General features: G+C 38.9%; 14 protein-coding genes and 1 riboswitch. Of the genes, 2 read left to right on the forward strand and 12 right to left on the reverse strand.

Annotated elements, in window-relative coordinates; translation table 11 throughout:
• Window positions 1-70: 70 nt before the first annotated feature.
• Window positions 71-271, reverse strand: a riboswitch (Lysine riboswitch).
• Window positions 272-378: 107 nt separating this feature from the next.
• Window positions 379-1,917, reverse strand: a complete 1,539-nt coding sequence (gene gntK / locus FHY45_RS02830) for a gluconokinase (protein ID WP_139891336.1) — start codon at window positions 1,915-1,917, stop codon at window positions 379-381.
• 160 nt (window positions 1,918-2,077) lie between these two features.
• On the opposite strand from gntK, the gene FHY45_RS02835 reads away from it, so the two are divergent.
• Both FHY45_RS02835 and FHY45_RS02840 read left to right on the forward strand, forming a co-directional pair.
• Window positions 2,078-2,626, forward strand: a complete 549-nt coding sequence (locus FHY45_RS02835) for a peroxiredoxin family protein (RefSeq protein ID WP_139891337.1) — start codon at window positions 2,078-2,080, stop codon at window positions 2,624-2,626.
• 134 nt (window positions 2,627-2,760) lie between these two features.
• Complete coding sequence (locus FHY45_RS02840; RefSeq protein ID WP_139891338.1) at window positions 2,761-2,940, forward strand: hypothetical protein; 180 nt, start codon at window positions 2,761-2,763, stop codon at window positions 2,938-2,940.
• Window positions 2,941-2,982: 42 nt separating this feature from the next.
• Here the strand turns inward: FHY45_RS02840 and FHY45_RS02845 are convergent, their stop codons facing one another.
• From FHY45_RS02845 to FHY45_RS02895, 11 genes are all read right to left on the reverse strand, one after another.
• On the reverse strand, window positions 2,983-4,047 hold the full coding sequence (locus FHY45_RS02845; protein WP_180349916.1) for a lactonase family protein: 1,065 nt from the start codon (window positions 4,045-4,047) through the stop codon (window positions 2,983-2,985).
• Between the two features lie 138 nt (window positions 4,048-4,185).
• Entirely contained in the window at window positions 4,186-5,856 is a 1,671-nt protein-coding gene (locus FHY45_RS02850; protein WP_066101068.1) for a glycerol-3-phosphate dehydrogenase/oxidase, read from the reverse strand.
• A 171-nt stretch (window positions 5,857-6,027) separates the two neighbouring features.
• Window positions 6,028-7,518, reverse strand: a complete 1,491-nt coding sequence (glpK, locus tag FHY45_RS02855; protein ID WP_139891340.1) for a glycerol kinase GlpK — start codon at window positions 7,516-7,518, stop codon at window positions 6,028-6,030.
• Between the two features lie 60 nt (window positions 7,519-7,578).
• A complete protein-coding gene (locus FHY45_RS02860; protein ID WP_066101072.1) occupies window positions 7,579-8,418 on the reverse strand; it encodes an MIP/aquaporin family protein in 840 nt (279 codons plus the stop codon).
• A 185-nt stretch (window positions 8,419-8,603) separates the two neighbouring features.
• Window positions 8,604-9,155, reverse strand: a complete 552-nt coding sequence (locus FHY45_RS02865) for a glycerol-3-phosphate responsive antiterminator (RefSeq protein ID WP_066102330.1) — start codon at window positions 9,153-9,155, stop codon at window positions 8,604-8,606.
• A gap of 108 nt (window positions 9,156-9,263) precedes the next feature.
• A complete protein-coding gene (locus tag FHY45_RS02870; RefSeq protein WP_139891341.1) occupies window positions 9,264-12,248 on the reverse strand; it encodes a YhgE/Pip domain-containing protein in 2,985 nt (994 codons plus the stop codon).
• Between the two features lie 283 nt (window positions 12,249-12,531).
• Window positions 12,532-13,146 (reverse strand): flavin reductase family protein, encoded by a 615-nt coding sequence (locus FHY45_RS02875; protein WP_066101077.1) that lies wholly within the window; start codon window positions 13,144-13,146, stop codon window positions 12,532-12,534.
• Between the two features lie 15 nt (window positions 13,147-13,161).
• Window positions 13,162-13,770 (reverse strand): alpha/beta hydrolase, encoded by a 609-nt coding sequence (locus tag FHY45_RS02880; protein WP_139891342.1) that lies wholly within the window; start codon window positions 13,768-13,770, stop codon window positions 13,162-13,164.
• Window positions 13,771-14,230: 460 nt separating this feature from the next.
• Window positions 14,231-15,148, reverse strand: coding sequence for a C40 family peptidase (locus tag FHY45_RS02885; protein ID WP_306821537.1), 918 nt, complete (start codon window positions 15,146-15,148; stop codon window positions 14,231-14,233).
• A gap of 15 nt (window positions 15,149-15,163) precedes the next feature.
• Window positions 15,164-16,246, reverse strand: a complete 1,083-nt coding sequence (locus FHY45_RS02890; RefSeq protein ID WP_066101083.1) for a dipeptide epimerase — start codon at window positions 16,244-16,246, stop codon at window positions 15,164-15,166.
• On the reverse strand, window positions 16,236-17,174 hold the full coding sequence (locus FHY45_RS02895) for a S66 peptidase family protein (protein ID WP_139891343.1): 939 nt from the start codon (window positions 17,172-17,174) through the stop codon (window positions 16,236-16,238). Before FHY45_RS02895 ends, FHY45_RS02890 begins: the two co-directional genes overlap by 11 nt.
• Window positions 17,175-17,718: the final 544 nt, after the last annotated feature.

Below are 17,718 nucleotides of genomic sequence, written 5' to 3' on the forward strand. Positions count from 1 at the left end.
AATAAACTAAATAAAAAACACACCTTATTGTTAAGGTGTGCAACATTTTATGATTAGCCACACCAGACAATAAATGGATAGTTCTCCATGGTCTATATACATATCGCGATGTATATATTCCATGACAGTCCTGCACCTATTCGGATACAGTCCCAGCTGCTCTCTTCGGAAAAAAAGAGCGCTTCGGCAGATTTTCCTTTCAACTAAAGTCAGCAAGCTTTCCGGCTCTCTTTTTAGTTTACTAATAAAATCTGCGACCTCTACCTCATCTTTTAGTCCGATGAGGATTTGTATTAAATTAAATTATTCCTGTATAAAGGATACAGTGAAAACGCGAATGCTGTCAATATTATTCGACAATGTTATTTTCAAATCAACTTATTTATGATTAATCCATTTGTTTTGGAAAGCTGCTATACTGCTATATTCAGTCTCCAATTTTCTGTATATATTGATGTAAATTGGCAGTAATTCCTCGTATCTTTCTACATTTGCTTTAACCGGCGTATGGACATGTGTAGTTCCCACATAATTTGATACAACGGATAGGTCTTCAATTTCACCGAGTGCATATCTGCCGAGTACAACTGCTCCTAAACAAGAGCTTTCAAAGCTTTCTGGCACATCTACTTCCTGATTAAAAATATCCGCAAGCATTTGCCTCCATAACTCTGAGCGCGCAAATCCCCCCGTTGCCCTGATTTTACTTGGCACACCTATCAATTCCTGCAAAGCTAATAAGACTGTATAGAGATTAAAAATGACTCCTTCAAGCACCGCTCTGACCATATGTTCCTTTTTATGATGAAGTCCCAAGCCAAAGAACGATCCTCTGGCATCAGGGTTCCAAATGGGCGCTCTCTCTCCAGCTAAATATGGGTGGAATAGTAGTCCATCTGCCCCCGGCGCTACTTTTGATGCTATCTTGGTGAGTACTTCATATGAGTCAATTCCGAGGCGTTTAGCTGTTTCTACTTCCGCTGAAGCCAGCTCATCTCTTAGCCATCTAAAAGTCATACCTCCATTATTAACTGGTCCGCCAATCACCCAATGCTTATCCGTCAATGCATAACAAAAAATTCGGCCCTTTTCATCCGTAATCGGCCTATCTGTTACCGTACGAATGGCTCCGCTCGTTCCAATCGTGACTGCTACAATCCCTGGATCAATCGCATTGACACCCAGATTGGAGAGAACGCCATCACTGGCTCCTATTACAAATGGAGTATCCGGCAACAGCCCCATATCCGCAGCATAGGCGGAGTCCATGCCAGATAAATAATATGTAGTTGGTACTGGTTTAGACAAATGGGTCTCTGTAATACCCGCGATTGCCAATGCCTCAGAATCCCATTCTAAATTTTTAAGATGAAACATTCCTGTTGCTGAGGCAACCGAATAATCAATCACATATTGCCCAAATAATTTATAAAAAACATATTCTTTAATGGAAATGAATTTATATGTCCTACCCGCTAATTCGGGATAATCATTCATCAACCAGGTGATTTTTGTAAGAGGAGACATTGGATGGATTGGCGTTCCAGTTCTCCGATAAATTTCTTGTCCATTCCTCTCATTTTTAATATAGTCGGACCACTTCTTTGAACGGCTGTCAGCCCATGTAATGCATTGAGTTAATGGATTTCCATTTTCCTCAACCGCAATTACGCTGTGCATAGCCGAGCTAAAGGATACTAACGACAGTTCATCAGGATTTATTTGGCTTTGGACCATTACTCCTCTTATTGCATTAAGTACAGCATGAAAGATCTCATCAGGCTTCTGCTCTGCTGTAAGTGGAGTCGGGCTATATAATGGGTACTCTACATGATAGGTGCTGAGCACAGATGCGTCTCCCGAAAATAATACAGCCTTTGTACTCGTGGTTCCTATATCAACTCCTATATAAAACATCTATCTTCCCTCACTTCCCTAAAAGCTCAATACTAGATTCTTACCTTTATTCATATTTTTATAAACAACTTAACACAATTTGATGCCCATTGATTAATTTTTTCACGACTGGCAAATACTTTCTACTAAATAAAAACGACATCAGGAGGCCTCATCCAAATTGAAGAATAAAACAATTGCCATTCTTGCTCCATTCTTTTTATTCATATTTCTATTTATTTACACGCAGACACAAAAAGAGTCTATTACAGAGGAAACTATACCTGTTTTGACTCAAACAGGAATTAAAGAAGGTCAATCTGCACCTGATTTCGAATTAAAAACTCAGGACGGAAAAAGCATAAAATTATCTGATTATCGCGGTCAAAAAGTTTTATTAAACTTTTGGGCAAGCTGGTGCCCTCCCTGCAAAAAAGAGATACCAGACCTCAATGAATTTTATGGTGAACATAGTATGGAGAAGATTACTGTATTAAGCGTGAATATGACCTATTCAGAAAAAAACAAGCAAATCATACAAGCATTTCAAGATATGTATAAGATCAGGTATCCTGTATTACTGGACCAAACAGGAACTATTGCAGGATTATATAAAATTATAACAATCCCAACCAGTTATTTCATTGACTCCAACGGTATCATACAAAAGCGAATAATCGGACCCTTGCAAAAAGAAACGATAAAAAATCTGATGGAAACAATTGATTGAGGAGCGACCCAAAGTATACCCAATAAAAAATAACAAAAAAGACAAAATTATACTTTTTTATTTTATACCTAAACCATAGTAAAATAAAATCTATGAAAAAAATCAATTACAAATCAAGGGGTGTTGATTCACGAATGAAAGCATACAATATTTTAATTACATTAATGCTTGTGTTAATCAGCGTGTTGTCTATTAAAAATTTATATGCAGGCCATTGGGATTTGCAATACTCCCTATTAAACGGCGGAATGGCTATTATTGTATTAGGTATCTTTACGGCTTATACACAGTCTTTAAAAGAACAATCCAATTAAATAACAGCTGGTTTGGGAGAATCCAAACCAGCTATTTTTGTATCATTCATGATTTCTTGCAATCGCTTGAACACAAACGGGTTTCGAAAGAGAAATCGTATTCCCTGTAAAGGTTGGAATACCTTCTTTATTAATTTCAAATAAAACTAATGAATCACTTTGCTCATTTGCTGCAATGAGTACTTTTTCTTCGTCTATTAACTCGAAATTTCTCGGTCCCTTTCCTTCCGTATGTGTAAATGCGATAATTTCCGGTATACCTGATTCTGCCACTTTGTACGTTGCAATACTGTCATGCCCTCTATTTGAGGCATATAAGAATTGGCCATCCTCTGAAATATGCAAATCGGCTGCTGTATTTTCCTCTTTGTAATCATCCGGCAATGTAGTAACCACCCCTAGAAGAGAATCCGGTATATGTTGGTCATTTAATTCAAATACTGCGATTGTATTGCTTAATTCCTGGATGACATACATGATTGGCAATGTAGGGTGAAAGGCAAAATGTCTTGGACCCGATCCAGGAATAGTAGACATTTTAGCCAAATTGGCAAAATCCTTATCATCGTATACATAAATTTTATCAGTACCTAAATCTGCTGCAACTACAACGGAGGAATTCGGTACCGGTACGATTGAGTGAGCATGCGGTGCATCCTGTCTGTCTGCCCAAACCCCTGATCCAACATGTTCATTTGTTGTCGTATGTTCTCCAAGTGTTCCGTCCTCTTGTAGTTCTATCCTAGTTACCGTGCCACCATAATTACTAATGTATAAACAAGATTCATTTTCACTAAGACTGACATAGCAAGGTGCCATCCCATTCGTAGATTTGCGATTTAACTCTCTAATCTGTTCGGATTGCCGATTGATTGCATAAGAGACAACCATCCCATACTCAACTTCACTTACCGCGTATAAATGGGTCTGAGCTTTATTTATAACAAGAAAGGAAGGATTTTCAATACCCGTATATTTCTCAACTAAGTCAAGTTTTTTTTCTTTCACGTTCAATTTGAATAGATGAATACCCGTACTTGTTTCTTCTGCATAAGATCCGGTATAAATCATCCATTCATTTTTCTTATTTCCTTGAATTTCATTCATCTTGACTGCCCCCATCCCGTGTTAAATAAACTAATAGTTTCTGTTTCATTTCTATTCCCCTTTTTAAAGATATTGAATCTTAAAAAAAAACCCACAACCTATATTTCAAGGAAGTGGGGTCATTTATCCGTATTTATATTAATTCGTAACCAGCTCGGATTGTGGATACGCAGCATCATGCAATTCAGTTTCAAGCTCTTTAGTATACATTTCTGTTTGCTGTTCAGTCCAATGCAGTACTTTTTTCATATACGAAATCACTTGATCTTTGTATTCATGAACATGCTTAATATCAAATAGGACCATGCCAGTTCTGCGATTAAAGAAATCAAGCGGCGTATAAGCCAATTCATATTCAATTGCATAGCCCAATTTAGCCAATACTGGTAATGGCAGCCCTATTTCGCTCGCTTTTTCTTTGTTTTTTCGGGCTATTTCAAACAGAAGCGGAGCATTGGATCCATATGTTGAAATAATCTCTCTTGCTTCTGTATCTGATAACCCGGTTCCGATTGCTTTTTCTTTAGTTTTGCTTATATATGAACTAAATTTCGTTGAGCCTCCAACACGGCCGCCGGATATCGGCATTTTTTCAGTATAGCAGCTACCGAAATGTTTATATCCTTCATCTCTGAATTGTTTAGCTACTAAATCCAAAACGGTTTCAGCCATTTTACGATATCCTGTCAATTTTCCGCCTGCAATCGTAATTAACCCAGAATCAGATACCCATGTTTCATCTTTCCTGGATATCTCAGAAGCACCTTTCCCCTCCTGGCTGATTAATGGGCGCACTCCAGCCCAACTGGATTCCACATCCTCTTTAGTAACGTTTACTGAAGGGAACATATAGTTAATAGCATCCAATATATAATCTCTGTCTTGATCAGTCATTTTTGGATTGATTGGATCTTGACCATAGAATGTATCTGTTGTCCCAACATAGGCTTTCCCTTCACGCGGAATCGCGAATACCATTCTTCCATCAGGGGTATCAAAATAAACCGCTTGTTTCAAAGGGAAACGGGATTGGTCAATCACTATGTGTGCACCTTTAGTAAGCTGAAGCACTTTACCTTTTTTAGAATTGTCTTTTTCACGTATAAAGTCTACCCATGGACCCGTTGCATTTATAATCTTCCTAGCTTTAATTTGGAAGGAATCCTCATCCAATATATCCTTAACATTTACACCTACTATTTTTCCATTTTCATAGATTAAATCCTCGACCTTGGCATAATTCAGTAAGCTTGCTCCTTGTTCAAACGCTTCTTTCATGACTTCCATCGTCAGGCGGGCATCATCGGTTCTGTATTCAACATAGTAGCCCCCACCCTTTAAGCCATCTTTTCTAACCAATGGAGCTTTTTCAATTGTTTCATCTACTGTAAGCATAGTGCGGCGTTCTTCCTTTTTCACTCCAGCAAGAAAATCATACATCTGTAAGCCAATGGAAGTAGTAAATTTACCAAATGTACCGCCTTCATGGAAGGGTAATAACATCCATTCAGGTGTTGTAACATGAGGACCATTTTCGTAAACAATAGCCCTTTCTTTCCCAACCTCTGCAACTACTCCTACTTGCAATTGCTTTAGATAGCGCAATCCACCGTGAACCAGCTTGGTTGAACGGCTTGATGTACCGGCTGCAAAATCCTGCATTTCAACTAGGCCCACCTTCATCCCTCTTGTAGCTGCATCTAAAGCAATCCCTGCTCCGGTAATTCCTCCACCAATGACAAGCACATCGAAATGTGTGTTTTGTAATTTATTTTTATATTCATGTCTATTTAAACTATTTAAACCCATCCTCTTGTTCCTCCTCTGTTGATAAGTGCTATTGAGATAATAAAAAGAGACCACAAAATACATTACCCTTATTTAAAGGAATGTACTCGCGGTCTCTTAAAATCTCTAACCTTATATTAACTTATTTTCATTATATCATTTTTTGAGTAAAACTCATACAAAATTGAATTATCATTTAAAGGTTCTGGTACTTGCCACAGCTCTTTCCCAACCATCAACTAATTCATTACGTTTCTCTTGTTCCATAGTTGGTTCATATGATTTATCAATGATCCATTGGGCAGCAATTTCATCCTGGCTTTCCCAGAATCCAACAGCCAGCCCAGCTAAATAAGCAGCTCCAAGGGCAGTCGTTTCATTAATTTTTGGTATTTCAACCGGCACGTTTAAGATATCACTCTGGAATTCCATTAAGAATGAATTCTTAACGGCCCCGCCATCGGCACGCAATGTTTTCAATTCAATTCCGGATTCCTCTTCCATTGCATCAATAACAGCTTTTGTTTGGTAAGCTAAAGATTCAACTGTTGCTCTGATAAAGTGATCTTTTGTAGTCCCTCTTGTCAGACCGAAGACCGCTCCTCTTGCATCACTATCCCAATATGGAGTACCAAGACCTACGAAGGCTGGAACGACATATACTCCATCTGTAGAGTCAACTGCCCGGCAATATGTCTCGCTATCAGCAGCATCCTTAAGCATCCTTAATCCATCTCGGAGCCATTGAACAGCAGAACCCGCTACAAAGATACTACCTTCCAATGCATATTCAACTTTACCATTTAATCCCCAGGCTAAAGTCGTCAATAATCCTTTTTCCGATTTAACCGGTTTTTCACCAGTATTCATGAGCATAAAACAGCCTGTTCCATATGTGTTTTTAGCCATTCCTTTTTCAAAGCATGCCTGGCCAAACAATGCTGCCTGTTGGTCACCAGCAATACCGGCAATTGGGATACTCTTACCAAAGAAGTGATAATCAATGGTTTGTGCATATACTTCAGATGAAGGACGCACTTCTGGAAGCATGGATTTCGGAACATCTAATATCTCCAGCAATTCATCATCCCATTGCAGGTCATAAATATTGTACATCATTGTTCTTGAAGCATTGGAATAATCAGTTACGTGAGCTTTACCGCCGGATAGCTTCCAGATTAGCCATGTATCAATTGTCCCGAATAACAATTTTCCTTCATTGGCTAAATCACGCGCACCTTCTACATTATCGAGGATCCACTTAACTTTTGTCCCAGAAAAATAGGCATCTATTAATAAACCAGTTTTGGAATGAAAAAGATCATTGTGGCCAGCATTTTTCAATTCCTCGCATATATCTCTTGTCTGGCGGGATTGCCAAACTATCGCATTATAAATAGGTTGACCTGTTTCTTTATTCCAAACCACCGCTGTTTCACGCTGATTTGTAATTCCGATTCCTTCAATATCTGTTGCCTCTATACCTGATTCTGAAAGACAGCCCGCAATAACAGCAAGCACTGAACCCCAAATTTCGTTGGCATTATGCTCCACCCAGCCCGGCTTTGGAAAGTACTGTGTAAATTCCTTTTGAGCACTATGTACAATTTCCCCTTTTTTATTGAATAAAATAGCTCTGGAACTAGTGGTCCCCTGATCAATTGATAAAATATATTTCTCCATTTTTTTCATCTCCCATCTACTAATTTTTATATTATAATCGATTTCTCTAAAGTTAGTAACTTATAACCTTGCTTTTGCTGGATCATTAGCTTGTCGTAGTGCTTGTTCTGAATCTTTATTAGTCATAAAATAAGCGATTACCAAGATAACTACAGTGCCAGCTAATACTGCCCAGAAAGCGCCTGTCAACGTATTATTGAAGACCGCTTTATGGAACAAAGCCCCCAAGGATCCGCCGAGAATAGGACCTACAACCGGAATCCAAGCATATCCCCAATTAGATGGGCCTTTCCCCGCTATCGGAAGAATCGCATGTGCAATACGCGGACCTAAGTCACGTGCCGGATTGATGGCGTAACCAGTTGTTCCCCCAAGAGCCATACCGATTCCTACGATTAAAAGACCGACTGCGAATGGATTTAGGCCTTCCGTAAAATCATTTGCTCCAATAAATTGCAGACCAAGCAATAAAATAAATGTTCCTATAATTTCACTAAGTAAATTTGAAAATGTATGAGGAATAGCCGGACCAGTTGCGAAAACCCCTAATTTTGTCCCTGGATCTTCAGTCGCCTTCCAATGTGGTAAGTATTGTAAATAAATAAGAGTTGCCCCAATCATTGCTCCAATCATTTGCGCCAAAATATATCCAGGTACATCTGCCCAAGCAAAATCTCCGCTAAACGCAAGACCAAATGTAACAGCAGGATTTAAATGAGCACCGCTAATGCCGCCGACTGCAAATACGCCTAATGTAACACCAAGCCCCCAAGCTATAGTGATAACAATCCACCCAGCATCCTTTGCATAAGATTTAGTTAAGTTGGCTCCAGCACACACTCCTGCTCCAAAAACAATCAAGATCATCGTGCCTACTAATTCACCCCAAAATGGTGTCATTCCTTCCATCTCCCTATCATATAATTTCAAAAAAAAATGAAGAAACAAGCACTAAAGTATTCCTACTTATTAAGGAATACTGCCACCTGTGTCTCCATGTCTTTCCACATACTTATTAACTTAAACACAGTGTAAAACTTTTTGTAAACGCTGTCAAATAAAAAGAAATAAATAGGGAATTCGACTCATTCCCCTGCAAAATACTGCCAAAGTTCTCGTTTAGACGAGGTTATCGAGACAGCACCAGCTTCAAGTGCTTCTTTCGCTTCCTCAACTGTTCGGATTAAACCACCCGCAAAGATCGGCAGCTGAATTTCCCCTGCAACTTCTTTAATCATATTAGGAAGTGCGCCCGGTAGTACTTCAATATAATCAGGCTGTGATTTTTTGACCATCTTATAGCTGCGTTCGAGCGCATGGCTATCAATCATAAAGATTCGCTGCACAGCTATTGCCTGATGTTTTTTTGCTTCTTGGATAACCGCTGATTTTGTGGATATGACACCAAATGGTTTAAACTCCTGACATAAATATTGAGTACCATATTCATCATTTTTTAATCCATTGATTAAATCCACGTGAAAAAACAGTTGTTTATCTGCCATTTTGGCCATTTGAGTAATATGTTTGATTTGCCCAAGATGAGTCTCTAAAATAACACCTGTTTTAAATCCTGATTGTAAAAACTTTTCAAAGTCCTTCATAGTTGAAGCTGCCGGTAATATTTTCTGATTCAATCTAATCTCTCCCATTCGGACCCCTTATTCATAAGTAAAAATCCCTTTCAATATAGAATACAATTAATCTATGCATTCTTCTACTAAAAGGGATTTATATAATTATATTTACCTTACTATTTCTGCATCTCCTCCTGATTCATTTTTTTTGAAAAAGGATAATCCAACGGACAGTCCAGCAAACAGGAGCAGGAACACAACTAGTATCGTTGCATTCGCAAACATCATACCGATGTCATCCAATGATACTAATGCTCGGAAGCCTGCAATCGAATAAGTCATCGGCAAGAAATTGCTTAGAGTACGTAAATATTCAGGCAGCATATCAATTGGCAATGCAGATCCGGTAGTAGATAGCTGCATAATCAGAAGTGCCACGCCTATAAACAAACCAATGTTGCCGGCAAGCATAGTCAGGAAGAACACAATGGACATAAATGAGATACTCGCCAATACAGCAAACAAGATAAGCAACAGGCTATTCGCAAATCCTGAATTAACAAAGAATATGGTAAAGCCAGAAAGAAGGATGGCCTGACCAGCTACCAATAAAGCAAGCAAACCAAATCTTTTTGAATACCATGCGAAGCCTGAACTAGCTTCATCCATTGGTTTTCTAACCCCAACAACTAACATCATTAATAAAACACCCACAAATAATGCTAACGATAGTACATATGGTGCGTTTGCGTAACGATAATACGGATAACTATTAATTTTCGAATCGATCAGCTCAACCGGCGAGGAGAACATGCTAATCGTTTCATCAGTAGCATTTATACCGGCCGTTTTTTCAGCTCCGTCACCTAAGCCGTTGGATAATTCAAGTGTACCATCTTTGATTTGACCGACACCTTTATCAATTTCAGTTACCCCTTCCTTCATCGTACCCCAGCCAGTATTAACCGTTGCGTTACCATCGGCTACTTGCTTAGATCCATCAAATAGCTGCTTAGATCCATCAACAGCTGTTTTCCAGCCTGCATTCACTGTGGCATTACCACCAGCCACTTCAGCAGCACCATTTTTCAACGTATTCAAAGATGTTGATAATGTACCCCATGCGCTATTCACTGTTGCTGTTCCATCGGCCACTTGCTTGGAACCATCATAAAGCTGTTTAGAACCTGCTACTGCGGTTTTCCAGCCATCGTTTACCGTAGCATTACCGTCTGCCACTTGCGCAGCACCTTTATTTAGCGTGTCTAAAGATGTTGTTAACGTACCCCATGCAGTATTAACTGACCCTGTGCCTGCTGCTACTTGTTTGGATCCGTCATAAAGACGTTTGGATCCGTCTACTGCAGTTTTCCAACCTTCGTTAACTGATTGATTTCCGGCAGCTACTGTGGTAAGACCGCCATTAATTTCACCAACACCATTAGTGATTACTCCCCAATTTGTTTTTACTGAATCCGTACCAGATTTTATTTGTTCAGCACCCACTGTTAATTCTGATGCTCCTTGAACAATATCCTTTTGACCCGGTATTATTTGATTTTCAAATGCACCATTTAATTGTTCTATACCTGGTTTAAGCTTTTCAGAAATACCTGAAGCCAATAAAGCTGCACCTGCATTGAGACCATTTTCTCCCTTTATACCTCCATTTACCAGAGCAGTTCCTTCAGCTACAGCTTTTGCACCTTTTAATAACTCTTGATAATCTGGGTTAAGTTCTATCCCAGGAATTTTCTCAGCTAATTTTTCTATACCTGCCGCAACTCTGGCAGCTCCATCTGCTAAGTCAGGTGTTTTCGCTGCTAATTGATTTAAACCTCCAGAAATTTTAGCGCTTCCATTTTCCAGTTCAGGCATACTACCATTTAATTGTTTGACTCCTGTTTGAGCTGATTGTAAACCAAGCAACATATCAGAAGTACCTTTTTTCAACTTTTCAGTCCCATCATAAATAGCTGCTCCACCATTAGCCAACTCCTCAATCTTACCTTTATTGCCATCAAGCTGGGAATAAAGATAATCTGATCCATCTTTAAGTTCTTTGGATCCTTTTGCAAGAGCCTCAATATCCTTCTCCTTCGCACTAAATGTTCCTGACAAGGTCCCTAAACCGTCTTCAATTGACTTTGATCCATCTGCTAGTTGTTGAATTTCAGCGGCCTTACCGCCAACGGTTGAATAAATTAAACCTGAGCCGTTTCTGAGATCAGCTGCCCCATCAGCCAGCATGGCAATACTAGCTGAACTTCCTGCCATTGTGCCATTCAACTGGCCTAACCCATCCTCAACCTGCTTCGACCCACTTGCAAGTGTATTGATATCGCCGGTCTTACCACTTACTGTTGAATGCATAAGGCTCGACCCATCACTGACCTGAGCTGCTCCATTTGCCAATCTTGCGATATCAGCTGATTTTCCAGCCATTGTTCCATTCAATTGACCGAGTCCCTGTTCAAGTTCCTTTGAACCGTCTGCCAGTTTTTGAATATCTCCTGATTTTGTCGTTAAAGAATCCAGAAGAGTTCCAGTACCATCCTTCAGTTTAACAGAGCCTTCATGGAGCTTTGTTGAACCATCCGCACCGGATTTAAATCCTTCTGCTACATCACCAAGCTGGGCAAAAACTGTACTGGTATAGGTAGCGGTGATTGTATCAGCAAGCTGCTCTTTAATTGTTCCTATAGCTGTTTTCGTTGCTGTTGCAGCTATAAAATGCAACCCTTCATTCTGCGTATACTTTAGTTCCGGTTTTTCCGGATTTTCATCCATTACGGTTGCTACCTTTTGGGAAAAGTCTTCAGGAATCTCAATTACCATATAATATTCATTATCATTAAGTCCGCGATTTGCTTGTTCCTTACTGACAAATCTCCATCCCAGGTCATTCCCGTCTTTCAGTTTCGCTACCAAATCTCTACCAACATTAACTTCCTTACCGTCTGTTACAGTACCTGAATCATTATTCACAACTGCGACCGGCAAGTTTGAAAGATTATCATATGGTCCCCAACTTGGCGTTAGCATAATCAATCCATAAACTAACGGTACCAATAATACAGCAATTAATGAGATCCAAAAACCTCTCCTGCGACCGAGTTCTGACATCCGATTCCCATTACCTAAAGCGTTCATTCATTACCCCCACTTGTCTGATTTATCTATATTAAGGTGGTTATGAAAGCGCAACCACTCGTATACTGATTATATATTCTGAATATTTAGTGAAAGTCCTTCTAGTAATTTAACAAATTTGTAAATTAATTAGATATTTTGTACCTTTTTTTAATTTTTAATAAGAAAATCTTATGACTTAATTAAAGAAAAACTTATCTTTTATAGTCTTTTAGACCTTTTCTATTACCAAAAGAACCCATAAAAAAACCTCCCTACTTGAAGTGGGAAGTTTTGTACTCTATTATTTTGGTCTTTCCAGAATAAATTGTTCACCAATCTTCATAAAATTTTGGCCAGCAAGCCGGGAAACAGGCTTGAGTAATTCTGTACTGATTGTACCATCCTTGTAGATGGCTTCATCTATATGATAAAAAACAATATTACCGATTAGTAGATCACAACCTGCATCTTCTGCGGTATGGCCTCCAAGCGGTATTACTTTATGTACGGTACATTCCATCCGAATCTTCGCAGGGCTAAGCCCTGGGACTCGTACATGAACACTATCTACTGTTTGAAAGGGAGATCCTTCTAGTTCACTTTGGTCCGGAGGCAATTCAGCTGCTGTCCAATTCGCTCCCTCCACGTTTTCTTCATCTGTAATATGGAGGACAAATTCTCCCGAATCGATTGCATTTCTTGCTGTATCCTTTCTTTCGCCATTCCGTCGCTGGATTGATACAGCAATCAGCGGGGGATTTGAACTAACGATCGTAAAATAACTAAAAGGTGCAATATTCATAATTCCTTCGTTAGAAATGGTTGAGATAATGGCAATCGGTCTAGGAACGACTGCCCCTGTTAAAAAGGTATAATTCTCTCGCTCACTCATTTCAGTTGGATTTAGCGATATCATCTAATCATCTCCAATTTATTTAAATTGCTGAGAAAACCATAATCCTGCAGCCTCTACCTCTGATTGTGTCAGCTGGTGTCCATTTTGTTCCCAATAAACCTCTACTTTGGCTCCGGCAGCCTTCAGTATTTCACTCAGTTCTTTTGTTTCTTCCGGTGAACAAATTGGATCGTTTTTGCCGGCACCTATAAAGATTGGCAGACGTTCCATTTCTGGCAGCTTTATTCCTCTTAAAGGAACCATAGGATGATGCAAAATAGCTCCTTTTAATACATGTTGGTAGTGAAAAAGCATACTGGCAGCTATATTAGCTCCATTTGAATAACCGATTGCCAACACATTGTTTCGGTCAAACCCATACTTGACTGAGGCTTCGTTTAAATAATCGTTTAGTTCCTTTGTACGAAACTTTAAATCTTCAACATCAAAAATACCTTCAGCCAATCTTTTAAAGAACCTTGGCATTCCATTTTCCGAAACGTTGCCTCGTACACTTAAAATGGAGGACTCAGGTGAAATTAATTTAGCAATCGGCACTAAATCATGCTCTGTTCCACCTGTACCATGCAGCATAAAAAGTGTTGGAAGTTTCATATTTGTTCCCTTTATAAAATAGTCTCTCATGCATATTCCCCCAATTGATCGCTTGAAACGTTCCAATTTATCCCTCGAATTCTTGAGATTCTTACCTCACAGGATTTCAATTCTATTAAGATCACTTTAAATTTATCTTGAAACTAGTATATTATACAACTTTATTTATTACAAAATTGAGTAGCAAGAGTATTACCTCTATTAAAATAATCGATTAGCATAAAGGGTCATTATAGGGAATGACCATTAACATTATTCAGATAACCACTCAATACAAAAAGGTCCCGATCAGTATGGAAAAGCTCTGATCAGGACTAATCATTGATACCGATAATATGGTTCCACATTGTTTCTTCTAACCTTTCTTTCCATCATGGTTTTGTCTTTTTTGGTACGAATCATTTAAACTATCTTATTAAGCAGTTAAACTATATGTTTGGAGTCTTTCGATAAAATAGGGACAATATTAAATACATACATGCTTTGAATTCTACTTTTCCAAACATCTCATTGCCATGCATAACTCTTTTTCATATATAGTGCCTTCAATCGGGATAATTTCAATTGATTTACCCGTATGCGGTGAATGAAGAAGTTTACCTTGTCCATAATAAATCCCGACATGATGAATGGCTCCTTTTCCATTATCATATGCAAAGAAAAGCAAGTCCCCCCTTTGTACCCCATTCAGCGCAATCGGCGTACCATATTGCGCCTGCTCACTTGCATCACGTGGAATACTATAGCCATTTGCCTTATAAATTGTATAGGTAAATCCTGAGCAATCATACCCATAACTGCTCAGTCCACCCCACAAATAGGGTAAGCCGACGAATTGCTCTCCAGAAGTGACAATGTCTATATCACTCCCTGGCTTCCCTCTCTCTTTACAGTTAAATAAAGCTATATCATCTCTGTGTAAATTTCCAATACCTAAGGGGGTGTCTACAAGTATCCGTCCATCTTTTTCACCAAGGTATGATAACTTCGTTTGATAGCTTAGCACTAGGGTATCTTGTGTTTTTTCCAGTGTAAGCAAAGCCTTCCGACTTGTAATCAAGGCAAAAGTGTCATTGGATGCAGGTTCATAATTCTCCAGCTGGCATAGAGGTACCCAGCCTGGATATCCTCTGGAATCTTTCTTTGAAGACTGCTCGATGGCAATGATATGGGCCCATCCATGTTTATATTCGAGCAGCAGGACCTGTTCACCAAATAATAATTGGGTCTGGATTCTATTGGATTCGCATAAATCAAGCCGCTCAGCCTCATTCATAAATAGAAGCCAATCCTCCAATCGGACCGGATGGCTAATGGCTGGACGATCAAGCTCTCTATAAGACTGATTTGTAGTCCAAACGGTCGCTACAGTTACATTAACGGTCATGATTTTGTGAGTAAATCCCACTTTTTGATCCTCCTCTCACTTGAGCTGAATATTCCTTATACCTAAGCCTTCTATTTCGGGTAAAGTAAATTTACTACCCTTATATTGTATGCCGCCTTCAATCAGGGAGCGGGATAACATGAGAGGGGCATCAAAATCATAGCGGGTAATATTACGTTTACTTGCAGCAAAGTGAGCAGCAGCTGTTAAACCTAAATGTGTTTCAATCATACTGCCCATCATGCATTCCATCCCTGCCGCCTCAGCTAATTGGTTAATGTACTGGGCGTAAAAAATCCCTCCAGTTTTCATCAATTTAATATTAATCATGTCTGCACTCCGTGTACGAATGACCTCTAAGGCTTGCCTTGGGGTAAATACACTTTCATCTGCCATAATAAATGTATTTACCTGATTAGTTACTTGTCTGAGCCCTTCCAAATCATCTGCCTTGACCGGTTGTTCCACCAATTCAATTTGTAAACCCATTTCCTCCATACGGCGGATTGCCTGAATCGCTTCCTTCGCAGTCCATCCTTGGTTAGCATCCAGACGTATCGTAATCTCATTCCCCACACACTTTCTAATTTCTTTCACTCTCGCAATATCCTCATTTATATTACCGAGACCTACTTTAACCTTTAAGGTTGTAAAACCGCTCTTTACATATTCCAATGCCTCCTCCCCCATTATGTGAGGGATATCCACACTTACCGTAAAGTCTGTTTCAAGCCGAGAGCTTCTGCCACCTAAATACTGATAAAGGGGCAGCTTACTATTTTGGGCCAGACAATCATAAATAGCCATATCAATTGCCGCTCTTCCGCTTGAATTTCTTGTCATAATAGCGGATAGGTCATGAAAAATCTCTTCGAAACACAAAATATCTTTTCCTATTAAACTGGGTTTAAAAAAGTCGTGAATAGCTGTTTCTATTGATTGTAATGTATCACCAGTAATAACAGCAGTTGCGGTTGCTTCTCCCCATCCAACCAAACCATTGTCACATTGAATTTTGACATAAACAGAGTCAGCTGTATTTACAATCCTTAATGCTGTTTTAAATGGTTTAATTAAAGGAACTTGTATACGATAGGTTTCGATATTACTAATTTTCATCTGCAATTCCGCTTTCAATGGTAAGTGTCTTCTCTGCAGTGCTGATTTTGGCTTTCACGCCAAGTGGTATTCCAATATGTGGATTGCAATGACCAATTTTAAATCCACCCATAGCTGGCTTATTAATCAGTTTTGTATAGTGAGTCAATACCTCATCAAGGGTGAGTGTCCGTCTGCTTTTTGGCTCGCAATCGGCAAAATCACCGATGACAAGACCGGCAATATCACTTAACTTTCCAGCCAACCATAAATGATTTAAGAAGATATCAATATTCCTAGGCTCTTCATAAATATCTTCTATTAAAAGGAGCTTTCCTTTCGTATCTATTTCGAAAGGAGTCCCCAAGGTCGTTGTGATCAAGCTTAGATTTCCTCCTACTAATTCACCCTCCGCTTCTCCCTCAATAAATGGGTGTAAAGGGGAGATATCCTCTTTATAATTCACTTCTTCTGATTGAAAAAGCTGTTTAAATGATTCCTTAGAGCGAGGATGTATATCATCATTTCCTAAATCAGATGCAAGCATAGGACCGTGAAAGGTAACCAAGCCAGTCTTTTGTCGAATTGCCGTATGTATAAATGTAATATCTGAATATCCCCAGAAAATCTTTGGGTTATTCCTAATGACTTCATAATTAATGGCATCCGCAATTCGCGCCGTCCCATATCCCCCACAAGCACAGATAATGGCTTTTACGTCTTCGTCCTTAAACATCGCTTCAAGATCTTCCACCCGTTCTGCGTCTTCGCCTGCAAGATAGCCATATTCCTTATAGATATGACTGCCCATTTTTACGGTAAGACCTAAATCCTGTTCCAGAAAAGACAGTGCTTTTTGAAGGGCCTCCTTCTTTGGAGGACTGGCAGGAGCAATGACGCCCACTGTATCTCCCTTTTTGATCCGTTTTGGTTTAAGTTGTTCTAACATCTTCTCACTCCCTGATTATGTAATAAAGGATTCTCTATTGAACATCCATAAATTAGCTGAGAACTATAGGTTCATTTCTTTATAGGAATCTTTAATATTAATAACTTCTTTGCGATTCCTACTTAATAAAGAGCCAACTAAAATAAATGTATGTAAAATAAATCAGTCCTATTCAGTTCTATAACTAAAAACATATCCACATGCCCTTACCTATTTTCTAAATTATCAATCAATTAATGCTATAAGAAATCTTAGAAAACCCATTTCTTCAAAAGAATACAAAAAGTACTTTTACTATCCCTTATTCATAATAACAATAACCCCCTTAATTTACATAAGTAAACAACGATTTAGAGGAACGATTTTTTAATATCAACAGGCAAAAAAATATCATAGGTAAGCCACTTGGAGATTGGATTTATGATTGGAGTTGCCGTGAACTGACATTCATTGGATCACCATAACAAGATCCTGAGGCTTATTTATTATTGACTGTTTAACGTAAAGTTTCTCGTTAGTTGATTTTGTATCGAAAAATATCGTA

Source organism: Bacillus sp. D386 (assembly GCF_006346415.1).